Annotated in this window: 7 protein-coding genes; 5 read left to right on the top strand and 2 right to left on the bottom strand. The window is 39.2% G+C overall.

Annotated features, from left to right (window positions below; genetic code table 11):
• Window positions 1-176 precede the first annotated feature (176 nt).
• Complete coding sequence (locus ACTJKN_RS23275) at window positions 177-3458, top strand: SusC/RagA family TonB-linked outer membrane protein (RefSeq protein WP_440828096.1); 3282 nt, start codon at window positions 177-179, stop codon at window positions 3456-3458.
• 10 nt (window positions 3459-3468) lie between these two features.
• Window positions 3469-4998, top strand: coding sequence for a RagB/SusD family nutrient uptake outer membrane protein (locus ACTJKN_RS23270; RefSeq protein WP_440828095.1), 1530 nt, complete (start codon window positions 3469-3471; stop codon window positions 4996-4998).
• Window positions 4999-5375: 377 nt separating this feature from the next.
• On the opposite strand, the gene ACTJKN_RS23265 is transcribed toward ACTJKN_RS23270, so the two are convergent.
• On the bottom strand, window positions 5376-6023 hold the full coding sequence (locus ACTJKN_RS23265) for a LexA family transcriptional regulator (RefSeq protein ID WP_440828094.1): 648 nt from the start codon (window positions 6021-6023) through the stop codon (window positions 5376-5378).
• Between the two features lie 97 nt (window positions 6024-6120).
• Between ACTJKN_RS23265 and ACTJKN_RS23260 the strand changes: the two genes are divergently transcribed.
• Entirely contained in the window at window positions 6121-7296 is a 1176-nt protein-coding gene (locus ACTJKN_RS23260) for a hypothetical protein (protein ID WP_440828093.1), read from the top strand.
• Entirely contained in the window at window positions 7271-8128 is an 858-nt protein-coding gene (locus ACTJKN_RS23255; RefSeq protein ID WP_440828092.1) for a HEPN domain-containing protein, read from the top strand. The genes ACTJKN_RS23260 and ACTJKN_RS23255 overlap by 26 nt, the downstream gene beginning before the upstream one ends.
• 227 nt (window positions 8129-8355) lie before the next feature.
• Here ACTJKN_RS23255 and ACTJKN_RS23250 read toward each other — a convergent pair whose 3' ends face one another.
• Window positions 8356-12486 carry a two-component regulator propeller domain-containing protein gene (locus ACTJKN_RS23250; protein WP_440828091.1) on the bottom strand — a complete coding sequence of 1377 codons (4131 nt, stop codon included), beginning with the start codon at window positions 12484-12486 and terminating at the stop codon, window positions 8356-8358.
• 255 nt (window positions 12487-12741) lie between these two features.
• Here ACTJKN_RS23250 and ACTJKN_RS23245 point away from each other — a divergent pair, with 255 nt between their 5' ends.
• Window positions 12742-15801: a SusC/RagA family TonB-linked outer membrane protein gene (locus ACTJKN_RS23245; RefSeq protein ID WP_440828090.1), complete on the top strand. Its 3060-nt coding sequence runs from the start codon at window positions 12742-12744 to the stop codon at window positions 15799-15801.
• The last annotated feature ends 43 nt before the right edge of the window (window positions 15802-15844 follow it).

The following is a 15844-nucleotide window of genomic DNA, read 5'->3' as shown; positions in this document are numbered from 1 at the left end:
GTTAACACAGGGGATACATAGTGTTAAAGATACACTTATACTTTTGTCGCCGTAGAACGCTCCATAAATTAACCTGTTAACTATAAAAGGATAAGCCTATGTAAATGTGAAAATCTACGCTTCTACTTAAAATAAAACCCCAATTATATTTCAAAACCATTACTAAGAACAAAAAGATGACATCATTTTTTTTAACCGCAAGTATAAAAAGTGCTTGCAGGAAATTGCTTTTGCCTTTAGGCTTACTGGCCATCTGTAATTCCAGTGCAACAGCGATTAATCATGAAGTAACTGCTTCGGGCTTGCATCATAAAGCATTTGCCACGGTAAGCGGAACAGTTACCGATCAAAATAACCAACCCTTACCAGGTGTAAGTGTTTTCGAAAAGAAAACAAAAAAAACAACCGTTACCGATCCCAATGGTAAATATTCAATTAATGTAGAAGAGGGTGCGATTCTGGTATTTTCTTATATCGGTTACGATAACCAGGAAGTTGCGGTTAACGGCCGCTCCAATATTAATGTTGCTTTAAAAGAAAGCAGCAATACACTAAATGAGGTTGTTGCTATTGGTTACCAGAAGATCAGAAAATCGGATGTAACCGGTGCCATCAGCAGTGTTAAGGCTAGCGAAATGAATTTAACTTCTCCCACTGTTGGTCAGGCTCTGGTTGGTAAAGTTGCGGGTGTACAGGTATCGCAAACCAGTGGTGCGCCATATTCGGGTACCAAAATCAGGGTGAGGGGTATCGGTTCCATTAACGCCAGTTCTGATCCCTTATACGTGATTGATGGTTATCCGGCAGGAAACAACGTATCCATTAATCCGGAGGATATCGAAACCATCGACATTTTGAAAGATGCGGCTTCTGCAGCCATTTATGGTTCAAGAGCATCAGGCGGGGTAGTGTTAATCACCACCAAAAGAGGTGCCGATGGAAAAGGGAAGTTTGAGTACGATGTTCAGGGCGGTATTTCTCAATTGGCCAAAAAAGTAAAACTATTGGATGCCAACCAGTTTATCCAGCTTTTAATTGACGGACGTAACAATGCTTATAAAGATTTATGGGTAAACTCAGGTAAAACCTGGAATGATGCGATGTTCAGTGATAATAACACTACCCGCATTGCCAATGTGGGCAATGGAAGTAGTGTAAGCATTCCGGCCGATCTTTATAATTTCAGCACACAACAGGCCATTCCTGCAGCTTATAATACCGACTGGCAGGATGAACTGTACCGCAATGCAGCCTTTCAACGCCATAACCTTTCATTTTCTGGCGGTACCAAAGATGTAAAATACTTTTTAAGCGGTGGTTACCAGAATAACGATGGTATTGTAACCAACACCAATCAAAAGGTAACCAACTTCAGGGGTAATATTGATGGCAAGGTGAGCGAGCGTTTACGCGTAGGCGCAAATATTTCATATACGCAGAACGATAACCGCGAGGTTAGAGAAGGCCGTTACGATTTAAGTCCGATGATGTCGGCTTTGATTTATTTGCCTTACTTACCTGCGAAGGATGCTAACGGAAATCCAATCCAATTTGGCATGGGTGCTTTATCCTCTCAATACGGTATCCAAAACCCAGAGAATCCTTTGGCTACAGTTGAACAAGTGAAAATTACCAGAAAAGGGGCGAGAAGCACCTATAATGCCAACGCTACTTATAAAATATTGGAAGGATTAGATTTTAAAGCCAATTTAGGTACACAGACCTATAATGAGAAATATGATTTTTATCTGCCAACCAGCTTAAGTAGTGGTAACAACCCACCTTATTCTACTGCTGCGATAACGGCGGCGAATGCAATTGCGCAAACCCTTAGCCAGGTTGATCAGCTTGGTGAGTTTACCCTAAACTACAATAAAACCTTTGGTAAACATAAAATTGATGTGCTTGGAGGATATTCTGCGCAAAAAACAACCAGCGATCTGATCCGTATTTCTGCCAGTGGTTTCCAGAATGATAAAATTGGTGAAATTACAGATAAAGGCGCTGATGCAGGATTTTTAACTTTAATAACTGATGGAGCAAACAAAACAGCGAAGGCTACCAATACCTTACTTTCTTATTTCGGCCGTTTCAGTTATAACTATGCTGGCAAATACTTTTTAACAGGTTCATTTCGCCGCGATGGTTCATCAAGGTTTGGTCCGTTTAATAAATACGGTAATTTCCCTTCTGTAGCTGCAGGATGGAACCTTTCGGAAGAAGATTTCTACAACAGTTTTCTTGGTGAACAATCTACTGTTAAGTTAAGGGCGAGCTGGGGATTAAGCGGAAATAACAACATTCCGAATTACAGAACAGAACAGGAAATGAGTGCATCGGGTGGGGTGGTTTTTGGAAACGCGATTTCTACCGCCATCTGGCCAAATGCCATCCAGGATCCGAAGCTGGGGTGGGAATCTACTTCCCAGTATAATTTTGGTACCGATATCAGTCTGTTCAAAAACCGCTTAAGTATCATTGCCAATTATTACCTGAGTTATTCGTATAATTTGTTGTTCAACCAACCCATTTCTGCTGTATCGGGTACGTCGTCTATCCTGACCAATCTGGCCGACAGTAAAATCCGCAACAAAGGTTTTGATATCCAACTGGATGGAAGAATTATCCAAAAACAGGATTTTACATTGGGCCTTAGCGGAAACATTGCCTTAAACCGCAACAAAGTTTTAAATATGGGTGGTGCGAGTACCATTTTAACCAACGGTGCAGAACGTTCGTATTTAACACACATTACACAAGAAGGTCAGCCTGTAGGCATGTTCTACGGATTTAAGGCTTTGGGTAGAATTACTGCCGATAATCTGGGTAAGGTTGCCCCATCGGCATCTGCTACGAACCCAGCTAAAATTGGTGATTTATATTTTCAGGATACAGATGGTAACGGCATTGTAAACGATGCCGACAAAGCCGTTATCGGCACCCCGTACCCTAAATTCACCTATGGTTTTGCCTTAAACACCTCTTACAAAACGTTCGATTTAAGGGCATCTTTCAATGGATCGTACGGGAACCAGGTTTTAGATGGGCAGGATTATTACCTGTATAACTTTGAGGGTTCTGGAAATCAATATGTTGATGTTGCTGACCGTTACAGAAATGAAGCTAACCCTGGCAGTGGTTTAAACTACCGCGCATCGCGTGCAGGTACGCAAAGTAACAGTACCCGTTTATCATCATTCTATATTCAGGATGGATCTTACTTTAGATGTACCAATATTACTTTAGGTTATACCTTCCCTAAAATGCTCGCCAATGCGATAAAAGTGAGCAACATCCGCGTTTATGCCAGTGTTGATAATGCTTTTACGATTACCGATTACAAGGGCTATAACCCAGAGGTAGATTATAGTGGAGGTTCTAATTTAACTCCAGGTGTAGATTATGGTAACTATCCATTGGCAAGAGCCTATAACCTGGGTATTAAACTTACTTTTTAGCATTAAGAAAATGAAGAACAATATTTATACAATTCTGGCCCTTGGAGCAGTTTTAACCCTAAGTGCCTGTAAAAAAGATTTTTTAGCACAAAACAACCCAAACGCGGTTACCGTTGAAGATTATTTTAAAACTGAAAACGATGTGCTATTGGCAGTTAATGGTGCTTACCAGTCGTTAAGGAGTAGTAATACCCTGGGTGAGAACAGCGGATTGTTTACGGATGAGCGCTCGGACGATGCGGGTAGGAATGATAACCAAAGTAATGCAGGTGAGCCCTTCCAGTTTAACGATTTCTCTTTATTACCAAGTAACTCTTATTTAAAAGCACACTGGTTGGCGCTTTTCAACGCGATTACCCGGAGCAACGTAATTTTATCGAACGTTGACAAGGTAACATTTGTAACACCTGCAAACAAGGTAAACTACATTGCCGAAGCCAAATTTATCAGGGCGATAATGTATTTCGAATTGGTAAGGAAATGGGGCCCTGTACCCTTAGTTACCAAACAATTGAATAATACTGATGAGGTTACCGCCGCAACCTTCCGTGTACCTGAGGCTGATGTGTACAACCAGATTGTTGCCGATTTAAAAGACGGTTTAAACAGTACGCTGCCGAATTTTCAGAGCCCGGCAAACATCGGGAGGACTTCGAAAGCTGCAATTAATGCTTATCTAGGCAAGGTTTACTTAACGATGGCGGCAACATTACCGGCAAACAAAGCCGAAAACCTAACTAATGCCAATACTTATTTATTAGCAGCTTACAACATGAAAACTTTTGGGAATTTATCCGAAATCCCTTATGTTGATGTTTTTGATGTAGCTAAGAAAATGACTTGTAAAGAGCTGATTTTTCAGATATCATATAAACAAGGTGATGTGAATTACAGTTCGAGCATAGCTGCAAACAACCAGGCAAAAGGCGAATTGATTAATTCTCTAAAAGTATCAACCGGTATTGGTGGTAATGTAAAGCTAGACCTGATCAATGAGTATGAAACCAGCGATTTAAGGAAAGATTTCTCGGTAAAATACGCGAATGAGGCCACTGTAAAGGATTGGTTTATTACTAAATTCCGTGATGCGAGTGAATTGGCTACTAAAAACGGTTATGGAGGCAACGACTGGATTTTGATGCGTTATGCTGATGTAATTTTAATGCTTGCCGAGGTAAACATGTTGCAGGGCAACGATGCGGTGGCCATTCAATATTTAGATATGGTTAGGACAAGAGCTGGAATGCCATTATACGCTGTAGCTAAAACGGATGCCAATTATGCGGCAAAATTCCCTACTTTAAAATTGGCGATTTTGCACGAGCGCAGGGTAGAGTTTGCTTTCGAACACCAAAGGTGGTTTGATTTAATCAGGAATTTTACTGCTGCGGAGTTGGTTACTTACTTAAAAGCGAAACCACAGTCGTCGTATGGGATTGCCAAACTGGCTAATGTAACCTTAAAAGACAGGTATTATCCTATTCCTTTTGATGAGGTAAAATTAGATCCGGTTAAAATGTACCAGAATCCAGGATACTAAAAAGTTAATTTATATAATAAGCAAAGCGGGCTGATCATTGATCGGTCCGCTTTTTTAGTTTTCATTGACAGATTCTTAATAAGGGTCGTCATTGCGAGGAGGCTTTTTCAGCCGACGAAGCAATCTTTATAACAGGGGTCATTAGCATGAAAGATTGCTTCGTCGTTCCTTCTCGCAATGACGATTCATCTCAATAAATTATCGCTCAGGATGACAACTATAATACAGATTCAAACACTGCTTTTTACAATCTGCGAAAATCTGCTGATCTGCGGGAACCCTTTTTATATTCCCGCTGATTTAAGATGATTAACGCAGAATCGGGTTGGCAGTCTACAATTAACCAATTTAGACAGTTAACCAATTAACCCACATTATTAAATAACATTCCGTGTAATTTTTCCTTTAATAATATAAAGTGCCTGGATGTTTTTTTTACGGATTACGGTATCGCCTTTAAAATTTGGATTTGAAGAACGGAGGATTAGTTTGGTATTATCGGCGTGCTGAAAAATTAGTTTTATGGTACGTAAACTGTTGCTATCTGCATCCGTCATCACCACATAAGCTTCGCCCCACTGTAGAATTTCGTAATTGGTAATTTCTTTTATGGCAATAATTTCGCCTGCTGCGTATTTGGGGTACATGCTATCGCCATAAACAGGTAAATAAGCCGTGCAATCGTTAAAAGGGAGGTAATTTACCAGGTATTCTGCCCGCTGTTCTTCTACCAGGAGATCTTTAGCATCCGATAGACTCATATCGAAATAGGGAACGCCCTCTTTGCTTTCGCCAACAGCTCGTTTCTTTTTGAAAAAAGGTTCGCCCGTTCCGTTTTCAAGCCAGGTTAAATTTACGTCGAATTTAAGTTCGAGTTTATCTTTAATGGCGTTAGATACGTTAACTCTTTCTCTTAAAATATCCGATAAAGAGCCCTGTTTAATATTCAATGCGGTAGCAAAATCTTTTTGAGTTTTAAAATACAATAAATCCATTAATGACTTTAAGCGCTGATTCTCATTCATAGTAGTATGTTAATAAGTTTTGTGTATAAAATATAGTTAAACTTATTTTATTTTGCTAAATTCGTTAGCTAATATAATCATTTAAAAACTATACGCTATGGAAGGGAACTCAAATTTTAAAAAAGAAACGATGGCTTTTATTGATGCCATTGAAAGCTTTTTTTTATCAGATGGTGTAGGCCATCATTTAAATTTTTTAAAAAACTGGATAAACCCATCCCAAAACGAATTCGATTATTCGCCGCAAAAGCACCCTGCGAAGCTATTGGGTTTTTATGAAAAACTTGTGCCGCTGTTTGATTATTCGGATTTAATTTTTAACCGGATTGAAGCTGATACTGCATTTGTAAAAGCGATTGAGCTTGATGAATGTAATTTGGAACGCGAATCTGTTGTGCTAGATTATTGTCCGAAGTTGTTGAGCAAGGGTGAAATGAAAAATCCGAAATTTACTTTTTTAGATATTTTTATCTTCTTTGAATCGGATAGCTATAAGATGGTTTACAAGGAATGGTTACTGGCCGGATTGGAAAATAAGCTCGATCTGGATTGGGACCAGTATGTTGCTGCATTTTACGAAAATACCATGAAAATGCTGGAGGCCTGCTGGCTCATCCACGAAAGGCTCATCACTAAAAATAGTTTTAAAAGCATCGATCGCTATTACCATATGGCTATGTTCGAAAGCACATCACCTTTGGCCTTCGATCAGGAATTATTTGATGATCCATTTAAGGCAATTGAATTTTTCTTTAGTTTGGATAACCTTGCAGGGCACAAAACATACCTGAAAAAATGGTATAAAATGGCCTTATCAGAAGAACACCGTTTAAGTGATGTTGCCGATTATTTTTTCCTCTATAATCAGTTTACGAAATTACTTAATGCTGGTTATTTAATTGCAACCAAAAAACTGATTTATCAGGAAGCCTTGCCTGAAGGCTTAATTACTAAGGATCGTTTTATTACAAGCGAAATGTACAACAAAGGCCTTAGTGAAGTAAATACACTACCAGCCGAACACATCGAAAATCCTTATCGTTTTGTAGCGTCTTTTTTTGTTCCTGAAAAAATTAAACTATTGCGCTTAGGCCTTTTAGAGTGGTTGTATGCCGCATTTAGTACCGGGAGCAGCATTAAACTGATGGATAAAGAATTTTTATTTGAGCAATATGAAACCATGCTGATGATCATTGAAGCTTTCTTTATAATGATCGGTAATCCCTCACTAAGTGATGATATTAAAGATGAAAGGCGGTATTATGCGGAATAAATGCTTAAACCTTAACCATAGTGCCATAAAAGAAGAAAACGTAATGCGCTTATTAAAGGGGATTACGGCTGCGGTACCCATTCAATATATTTATCTCCATAACAATTTTTTTGCTGGTAGGGCGGTGCAGGAAATGCTGATTGTGGTTCAGTTTAAACATGTGCGTATTTTAAACGAATTAACGCCGGTATTAAATATTGTATTTAATGGGCAAACGGAATTCAGTTATCGGGTTTTCCATGTGCACGAAGTTGAGCGGGCTTTGCGAGAGGGGAGTTTGTTTTTTTACTATGCTACAGCAGCTCAAAATTGCTTATTTAGTAAATCTGGAAGTTTTCTTGAATGTGGGGCACCTGAATTCGTTGCAGATCGGGTGAGCAGCATCTATCAACACGAAACTAGTAAGGCCAACAAATTTCTGGCGGGAGCTAATTTCTATTTTAAACGGCGAAATTTCGAGCATTGTGCTTTTATGCTGCACCAGGTTTTCGATTTAATGTACAGAGCCGTTGAAATTTTGGTAATGGGAAAGGATAAAAAAACGCACCGCATCAGTGCCCATCAATTGTATGTTAAAGCCTATGTAAAACCGCTTTCTGAGTTGTTTAATGATGAAGAAGAACTTTGCCTGTTGCATTTGCTTGATGAAGCCTACCTGGCCGTTCGCTACGAAAACGATTATACAATCAGTGAGCCGGATGTGATGCGACTGTTTGAAAAAATAGATTTATTGTACTGTGTTGCAGAACAGGTTTATCAGGGGATTATGAACAATCATTTTGATCAGCAGGTTGTTGAAATGTTTTTAAAGCCGAAGCTGGTCTCTAAATAACTGGCCATCTGTAGTCCAAAGATCTCTCTTCTGAAGGAGTTCCTTTGGAACACTCCGCGGTGCTTCGGTCGAAATGACGATCTTTTTATTGGAGCCGGTGAATGGTAGGGTTAATTTATGGGATGAAATCAATATGAATGACATTTTGTGCATTTCATTTGCTAATAATACGTGAACGATAGCCCTGTTAAAGAAACGGTTTAAATGCTTCGCAAAGCGCTTGCAAACTAATCATTGCTCATGAACTCGCTCGGGGTTTTACCGAAATGTTTTTTAAACTCCGAACTAAAATATTTCCGATCGTTAAAACCTACTGCATATGCTATTTCGGCAATATTGCCTGAATTTTGCTTGAGTAATTGGGCTGCTCTTTTTATCCGTAACGATTTAATAAAGTCGTTCACCGAAAGGTCGGTCAGTGCCCTTATTTTTTTGTAGAGTACAGGTTGACTCATGCCAATTTCTGAAGATAGTGTGGGTACATCAAAATCGGGATCGGCAATCCGGTCTTCGATAATCTGGATAATTTTATTCAAAAAGTTTTGCTCGGTGGTGTTTATCACCATGTTTTTAGGCTCGAGCGTAATTACCTGTGCAAACTTTTGTTTAATGGTTTCTCTGGCATTTAACAGGTTATGGATGTTCAGCTCCAATATTTTTAAGTTAAATGGCTTCATGATATAAGCATCGGCACCGTTTTCGAAACCATTTACCTGGTGAACGTAAGCCGATCTTGCCGTTAATAAAACGACCGGTATGTGGCTGGTCCGTTCATCGGTTTTAAGTTTCCGGCATAATTCCAGGCCATCCATTATGGGCATCATTACATCGCTGATGATTAGATCAGGAATCAGATTTAATGCACAATCTAGCCCGCTAGCTCCATTTTCTCGCTCGTAAATCTGGTATGAGGGGCTTAAAGCTTGTTTAATAAAGGTTCTTACATCTTCATTATCTTCTACGAGTAAGATGCTGCGTTTCTCTTTTTCTACTGTTGGTGCCGCTTCGGCAAGTTCTTCTATTAATGATTCTGTTTCTTGCAAAGTGGGTATATTATAATTTGCCGCATCATCATAATAAACATAATCGGGAATAAAATCGGATGGATTAAAATGTGCTTTCCCTGTTTTTAAACTTACTGTAAAAGCCGTATTGCCAAAGGCTTTGTCGTTTTTTGGTATACTTTCGAAGCTGATCTCGCCATGATGCAGTTCTACAATGCTTTTAGAGAACGATAAGCCCAAACCTGTACCAATAGTTGTAGTGGCATTAGCCTGATAAAAATTAGTGAATAAATTAGCCTGGTTCTCTAAAGGAATACCCTTGCCGTTATCAGATATCTTAATATGAAGCAATTGTTTTTCTGTTTCTATTTTTAGGCTGATTTTTCCGCTTACAGGCGTAAATTTAAAGGCATTAGAAAGCAGGTTGAACAGTACTTTTTCCATCTGTACCTTATCAAAATAAAGCTCAATTTCTGCTTGTGCAGTTTCAAACTGGTAATCGATGTTTTTGGAAATGGCCATGTTCTGAAAAGCCAGAAATATTTCCCGGCAGAATTTTACCACATCACCAGGACTTATATGCAGTGCCATTTTTCCGCTTTCTGCCTTTCTAAAATCGAGCAGTTCGGTAACCAGGTTCATTAAACGGTCGGCATTATTTTTTATAGGTTGCAGATCCCGGTTCAGGGCAGGATCATCTTTTGCGTTTTCGATCAATTTATCCAACGGACCCACAATGAGGGTTAAAGGTGTGCGGATTTCGTGCGAAATATTGGTGAAAAACTCGAGCTTGTGCTCATTAATTTCCTTTTCTTTTTTTAGTACAGCTTTTATTAACAAATAGCGTATAAATACAATAGAGATGGCTGCAAAAGCACAAAAGTAAAACAGATAGGCCCACCAGGTTTTATAAAATGGGGGCAAAATCTGAATAGCTAGTGTACTCGTTTCTTTGGTCCAAAGGCCATCGTTATTACTTCCCTTTACCATAAGGGTATAGTTTCCGGGCGATAGGTTGGTATAGCTTGCTGATGGGATATCTACATAGTTCCAGTTTTTTTCGAAACCGTCTAGTTTATAGGCGAACCGGTTTTTATCAGATTTTATAAAGTTAAGCAGGGTAAAATCAATAGAAAATACATTCTGGTCTGATTCGAAGGTAATTGATTTAATCGTGCTGATGTTTTGTTTAAGTAAACCATCGTCGGTATTTAGGGCTATTGGTTTATTAAACAATTTTAATCCGGTAAAAATAACAGGCGGCGTATTTTTATTCTCTTTAATCTCGTTGGGGAAAAAGCTCACCATCCCACTTAATCCACCAAAGAAAAAGGCACCTTTACTGTCTTTTAAAAATGATTTGTAATTAAATTCGTTGCCCGGCAGGCCATCTTTAACGTTGTAGGTTTTAAACGTTTTCTGCCTGGGGTTGTATTTACATAAACCTTTGTCTGTAGTTATCCATAGGTTATGAAAATCATCTTCAAGTATACCCATGATGGTATTGCTGGGCAAGCCATTAAAGGTGGTCATTCTGGTATAACTATGGCGATCGGGGTTGAGCTTAAATAAACCATTACGCATGGTACCCAGGAGTAAGTACCCTTCTTTATCTCCAGTTAAACAAGTGATTTCGTTATATTTTAAAATTTCAGGATCGGCAGCAACACGGCTCACAAATTGTTGATTACCTTTTTTTAACTGGTAAAGGCCTGAGTCGGTTGCCACCCACAGGTTTTGTTTGTCATCTTCAAAAATATAACGTATAGCTTTATTCAACCCGTTTACCCGATTACGGATAAACTTACCTGTAGCGCTATTAAATCTGTTTAAGCCACCGTTGGTACCTACCCAAAAGCGCCTGTAACTATCTTCAAAAACGGTCGTAATTTCATCACTGCTAATAGATGAGGTATCGTTTTTGCTACTGGTATATCTGACAAAAGTTTTGGTTTCTGGCTGAAAAAGGTTTAATCCTCCATAATGGGTTCCAACCCAAATTCTATTTTTTTTATCCCGTATAACCGATTTTACCAGGTTTGCACTTAAGCTTTTGGGATCGTTCGGGTTGTTTTTATATCGGGTAAAAGTGTTGTTTTTCCGGTCGTAATAATTAAGCCCTTCGCCTTCGGTACCAATCCAAAGGTTTTGGTGCTGATCTTCCATAATGGAGCTGACTACATTACTGCTTAAGCCATTTGTTGCAGTAGTGCTTCTGTAAACCTTAAAGGGCGTGTAGTTGGGGTAAGCCATGTTAATGGCGCCGTAATATGTACCTACCCATATTATTCCCTGTCGATCTTGATAAATATCGTAAACTGAGTTTTGGCTTAGGCTGGAAGGATCTTCGGGAATATTATGTAAGGAGCTGAAATTTTTGGTGGCGGGATTGTAAATGTTGATACCATGTAATGTTCCGATCCATAATTGACCTTCTTGGTCCATCATAATTTTGCGGACATTATTGCTGCTAATGCCCTCTTTGTTAAGACTGGAGTATCTGTAGCTTGTAATGTCTTCGGTGCTGAGGTTTAACTTGCTTACACCGGTTTGTTTGGTGCCGATCCATAAATTATTTTCACGGTCTTCAACCATGGTGGTAATGTGGTTATCTGTCGCTTTGTTTAACTCTTCGCTAAAGTCTTTAAAATACCTGAAATGTATTTTTCCTTCATTAAAGCTCATGTTCATCAAGCCATAAGTGGTACTTAGCCATAATGTTCCATTATGATCTTCTGTTATGGCATAAATTTGTTGACGTTGCTTTTGCCCATATAAAAAGCGCTTAAATTTATATTTTCCGTTGCTGTTGAGTAAATTTAAACCACTCGTTGTACCGATCCACACACGGCCCTTTTTATCCTGATAAATACAGCTTATATTGGAACTGCTAATGCTGTTCGGATCTTTGTTATTGTGTGCATAGCGGTCGAAGTTATCTTCACTTTCATTATATTTATTTAGCCCTTGTTGGGTGCCAACTAGTAATGTTCCATCCCTTAAGGCTAAAAGGGAAGAAAGATACGCCGGGCTACTCAGGCTTTTCTCATTGTTATTGTCGTGATTATATACTTTAAAAGATTGAGAGTCGTATTTGTTTAACCCGAACCGGGTGCCAAACCAGATAAAACCTCTGGCATCCTGCGCAATAGAGAGTACCGAACTCTGCGAAAGTCCGTTTTCTACATTGAGGTGTTTAAAAGCATATTTGTTTTGGGCATTACTTACAATGATAAAAAATACTAAAGTAAATGTTAGCAGGTATTTCATGTTGGCACAAAGTGAGGGATGGTTAGCTTTTACCTGATTAAAAGTACAAAATGTTTCTATTATAAAATCAAATACGTTTGGCACGGCAATTTTAATATTTTATCCGCTCATTTGCCCTATTTAATGCTTTTTTCTGCTTTTATTTAGGATTTTACACCTATTTGTTTAGGATTTTACCCCCTTCTTTTTTTCTCTTCTAAATAGATTTGGCATTATGCATTTGTAACTGATTGCATCGCGATAACCAGATATTTAATAGCCAAAATTAACCCGCACGCAAAGGGAGTATTCTGTCATTCCTTAGCCACGGACAAACAACCAGCCAACAAACAAGAAAATATGAGGAAAACTTACTTTAAGCAATTAATGCTTTTTTCGTTAACCGTATATGCTGTGTGCCCAAGTGTGGCCAATGCAAATACCATACGAGTCAAAAGCCATGTAACTGGCAAAATTGGGTTTACTAAAAACCATAGGTTGGAAGTAACGGGAACGGTGACCGATAATTTTGGGAATCCATTATTTGGGGTAAGGGTTTCGATTAAAGAAACCGGTACCAGTGTTTCTACCGATAAGAATGGGAAGTATAAAATTAGCGCAGTAGAAGGCGATATCTTAATCTTTACACTTAACGGCTATTTAGTAAAAGAAGTAGAGGCAAACCAGGCTTTATTGAACATTAGTTTAGGCGAAAGCCAGAAACGCCAGGCTACCACACCAGTATTGTATGGGGAGCAAAGCGTAACAACCAATCTGCAATCTACCTCGACCGTTTATAACAACGATTTGATTAAGGTTCCGGTAGCAGGAATAAATAATGCCCTATCGGGTAGGCTTGCAGGTTTGTATACGCTACAAAGCAGCGGTAGGCCAGGTGCCGATGGAACAAGTATTACCGTTAGGGGTAATACACCATTGGTTTTGGTAAATGGCGTGCCGAGAGATTATTCTTCTATCGATCCTGAAGAAATAGAATCGGTTACCATTCTAAAAGATGGTTTATCAACAGTAATGTTAGGACAGCAATCTTCTAACAGTGTAGTGATGATAACCACACGAAAAGGGGAGGTTGGAAAGCAGCGGATTTCGCTAACGGCTCAGGCGGGTTTGCAATCGGCTATTAAATTGCCTCAACCTCTCAGTGCTTTTGATTATGCTACTTTGTACAACGAAGCCCTGGCGAATGATGGTAAAGCACCACGTTATAGCGCGACTGATTTAAATGCCTGGGCAAACGGATCAGACCCTGTATTTCATCCCGATGTAGATTGGTACGGAACCATTTTAAAACCAAATACTGTTTTTAGCCGCTATAATTTAAATACCTACGGAGGGGGCAACTCAACAAGGTATTTTCTTGATGTAGATTACCTTAATCAGAGTGGCATTCTTAAACAGGATGATCAAAATACTTACAGCACCAATACCGATTACAAAAGGTATTTGGTCCGTACCAATATCGATATTGATATTACGCCAACCACTTTGTTAAACTTAAACTTATTTGGTCGCATCCAAAATGGTAATCAGCCGGGTGGAGCAGGTGCCAATACAGCCATTTTTACTACTGGAACAACCTTGTCAAACTTTGGCGGGAATAATATTTTTGCACAATTGGCAGCTACGCCAAATAATGCCTATCCTGTTTTTAACCCCAATGGCTCGCTGGCCGGTAGTTCCGATTATCAAACTAATTTGTGGGGCGCAACTACACGCTCAGGCTATTTTTACAACAGTACACGCGATGTTTCTGCTGATATTTCTTTACGGAAAACGCTGGATAATTTGACCAAAGGTTTATGGGTAAAAGCCCTGGCCAGTTTTAATACGAGTGTATCAGAAAACATTATCCGTACGAAACAATATGCTGTTTATAAGCTGGCGGGTACCAACCCTGATGTATATCAGAAATTTGGTGTAGATGGTCAGCAGATCAACCTTTCTACCAATTCTGGTCAGAGCAGAAATTTATTTGTTGATTTTTCTGCAGGCTTGGATAAAACCTATGGTAACCATAGCATTAACGCACTTTTAAAATACAATTCGCAAAGTGCACAAACGGCTAACCAGATTCCGATGATCTTCAGTAATTTATCGGGAAGGGTAGATTATAACTATAAAGAAAAGTATTTAGCCGAGGTTGCTTTAAGTTATAGCGGCTTAAATAGATACGAGGAGGGCAACCGTTTTGGTTTCTTTTATGGCTTTGGCTTGGGATGGAATATTGCTAAAGAAGATTTTTTAAAAGATACCAAATGGTTAAATGCACTTAAAGTAAGAGCTAATTATGCCTATACCGGTAATGCAAATGCTGGTTATTTTGCTTATAAACAATATTACGTAACAGGTGCCTCTTACAATTATGGTACTACGCCAACGGCAATTACCGGAACAATAGAAGGTACATTGGCCAATCCAAAAATTACCTGGGAGAAGGCAAACCAGTATAACCTGGGCATTGATGCAACTTTGTTTAACAACAAGCTGTCTATAGCTGCCGATTATTTCAATAATGAGAATTTTGATCTGATCCAAACCAGGGGAAGAAGTTCGGCATTATTGGGCACTGCCTATCCTGCAGAAAATATAGGAATAAGCAGGTATTCGGGTGTAGAGTTTGATCTGAAATACAGCAACAATGTGGGCAACTTTAATTATTACATTGCGCCAAATGTTTTCTCACTCCAAAAAATCATTCAATATCAGGATGAGATCGATAGGCCATATCCATGGATGGCTAGAACCGGACAGCGCGAAGATCAGACCTTTGGTTATATAGCCGATGGTTTATTTCAGAACCAGGCCGAGATTAACGCTGGTGCCAAAATACAAGGTTACAGCCCGGTACCAGGCGATATTAAATACAAAGATTTAAATAATGATGGCATTATCAACGAACTTGATATACAGTCGCTCAAAAACAATAATCCAATCTGGTTTTATGGTTTAAATTTAGGATTCAGCTATAAAGGTTTCGATTTTTCTGCATTGCTACAAGGTGTTCAAAACCGCTACATTTATGTGTCGGGTTCTACAGAATGGGCATTCCAGAACAATGGCTTAGGGCAGGCCTTTGAACAAAACCTTGGAAGATGGACACCTGCTACAGCGGCCGTTGCCACGCAGCCGCGCTTAACTATTGGTTCAAATCCGAATAACGAGGCCACCTCATCATACTGGCTGCACGATGGAAGTTATGTACGATTAAAAAATATTGAATTAGGGTATACATTGCCCAAGCCACTAACCAATAAGCTAAAACTTGCTTCTATCCGCTTCTTTGTAAATGCGGTAAACGCGGTTACATTATCGGGTTACGATAGGGTAGATCCTGAGGTTTATGGAAACGGTTACCCGCTGCAAAGGGTAGTTAACGCTGGTTTAAATGTTAAATTTTAATGCTGGGTTGATATGAAAAATCATGAAGATAAGTTGACCGCGT

Source organism: Pedobacter sp. 22163 (assembly GCF_052045595.1).
GTDB lineage: Bacteria > Bacteroidota > Bacteroidia > Sphingobacteriales > Sphingobacteriaceae > Pedobacter.
Note: the sequence above shows the minus strand (reverse complement) of the source record. Positions and strands in the feature narration are given on the sequence as shown.

Bases quoted from the DNA above. Each gene is read 5' to 3' on its own strand.
- ACTJKN_RS23270 (WP_440828095.1), top strand. From the start codon at position 3,469: ATGAAGAACAATATTTATACAATTCTGGCCCTTGGAGCAGTTTTAACC.
- ACTJKN_RS23265 (WP_440828094.1), bottom strand. From the start codon at position 6,023: ATGAATGAGAATCAGCGCTTAAAGTCATTAATGGATTTATTGTATTTT.
- ACTJKN_RS23275 (WP_440828096.1), top strand. From the start codon at position 177: ATGACATCATTTTTTTTAACCGCAAGTATAAAAAGTGCTTGCAGGAAA.
- ACTJKN_RS23255 (WP_440828092.1), top strand. From the start codon at position 7,271: ATGAAAGGCGGTATTATGCGGAATAAATGCTTAAACCTTAACCATAGT.
- ACTJKN_RS23260 (WP_440828093.1), top strand. From the start codon at position 6,121: ATGGAAGGGAACTCAAATTTTAAAAAAGAAACGATGGCTTTTATTGAT.
- ACTJKN_RS23245 (WP_440828090.1), top strand. From the start codon at position 12,742: ATGAGGAAAACTTACTTTAAGCAATTAATGCTTTTTTCGTTAACCGTA.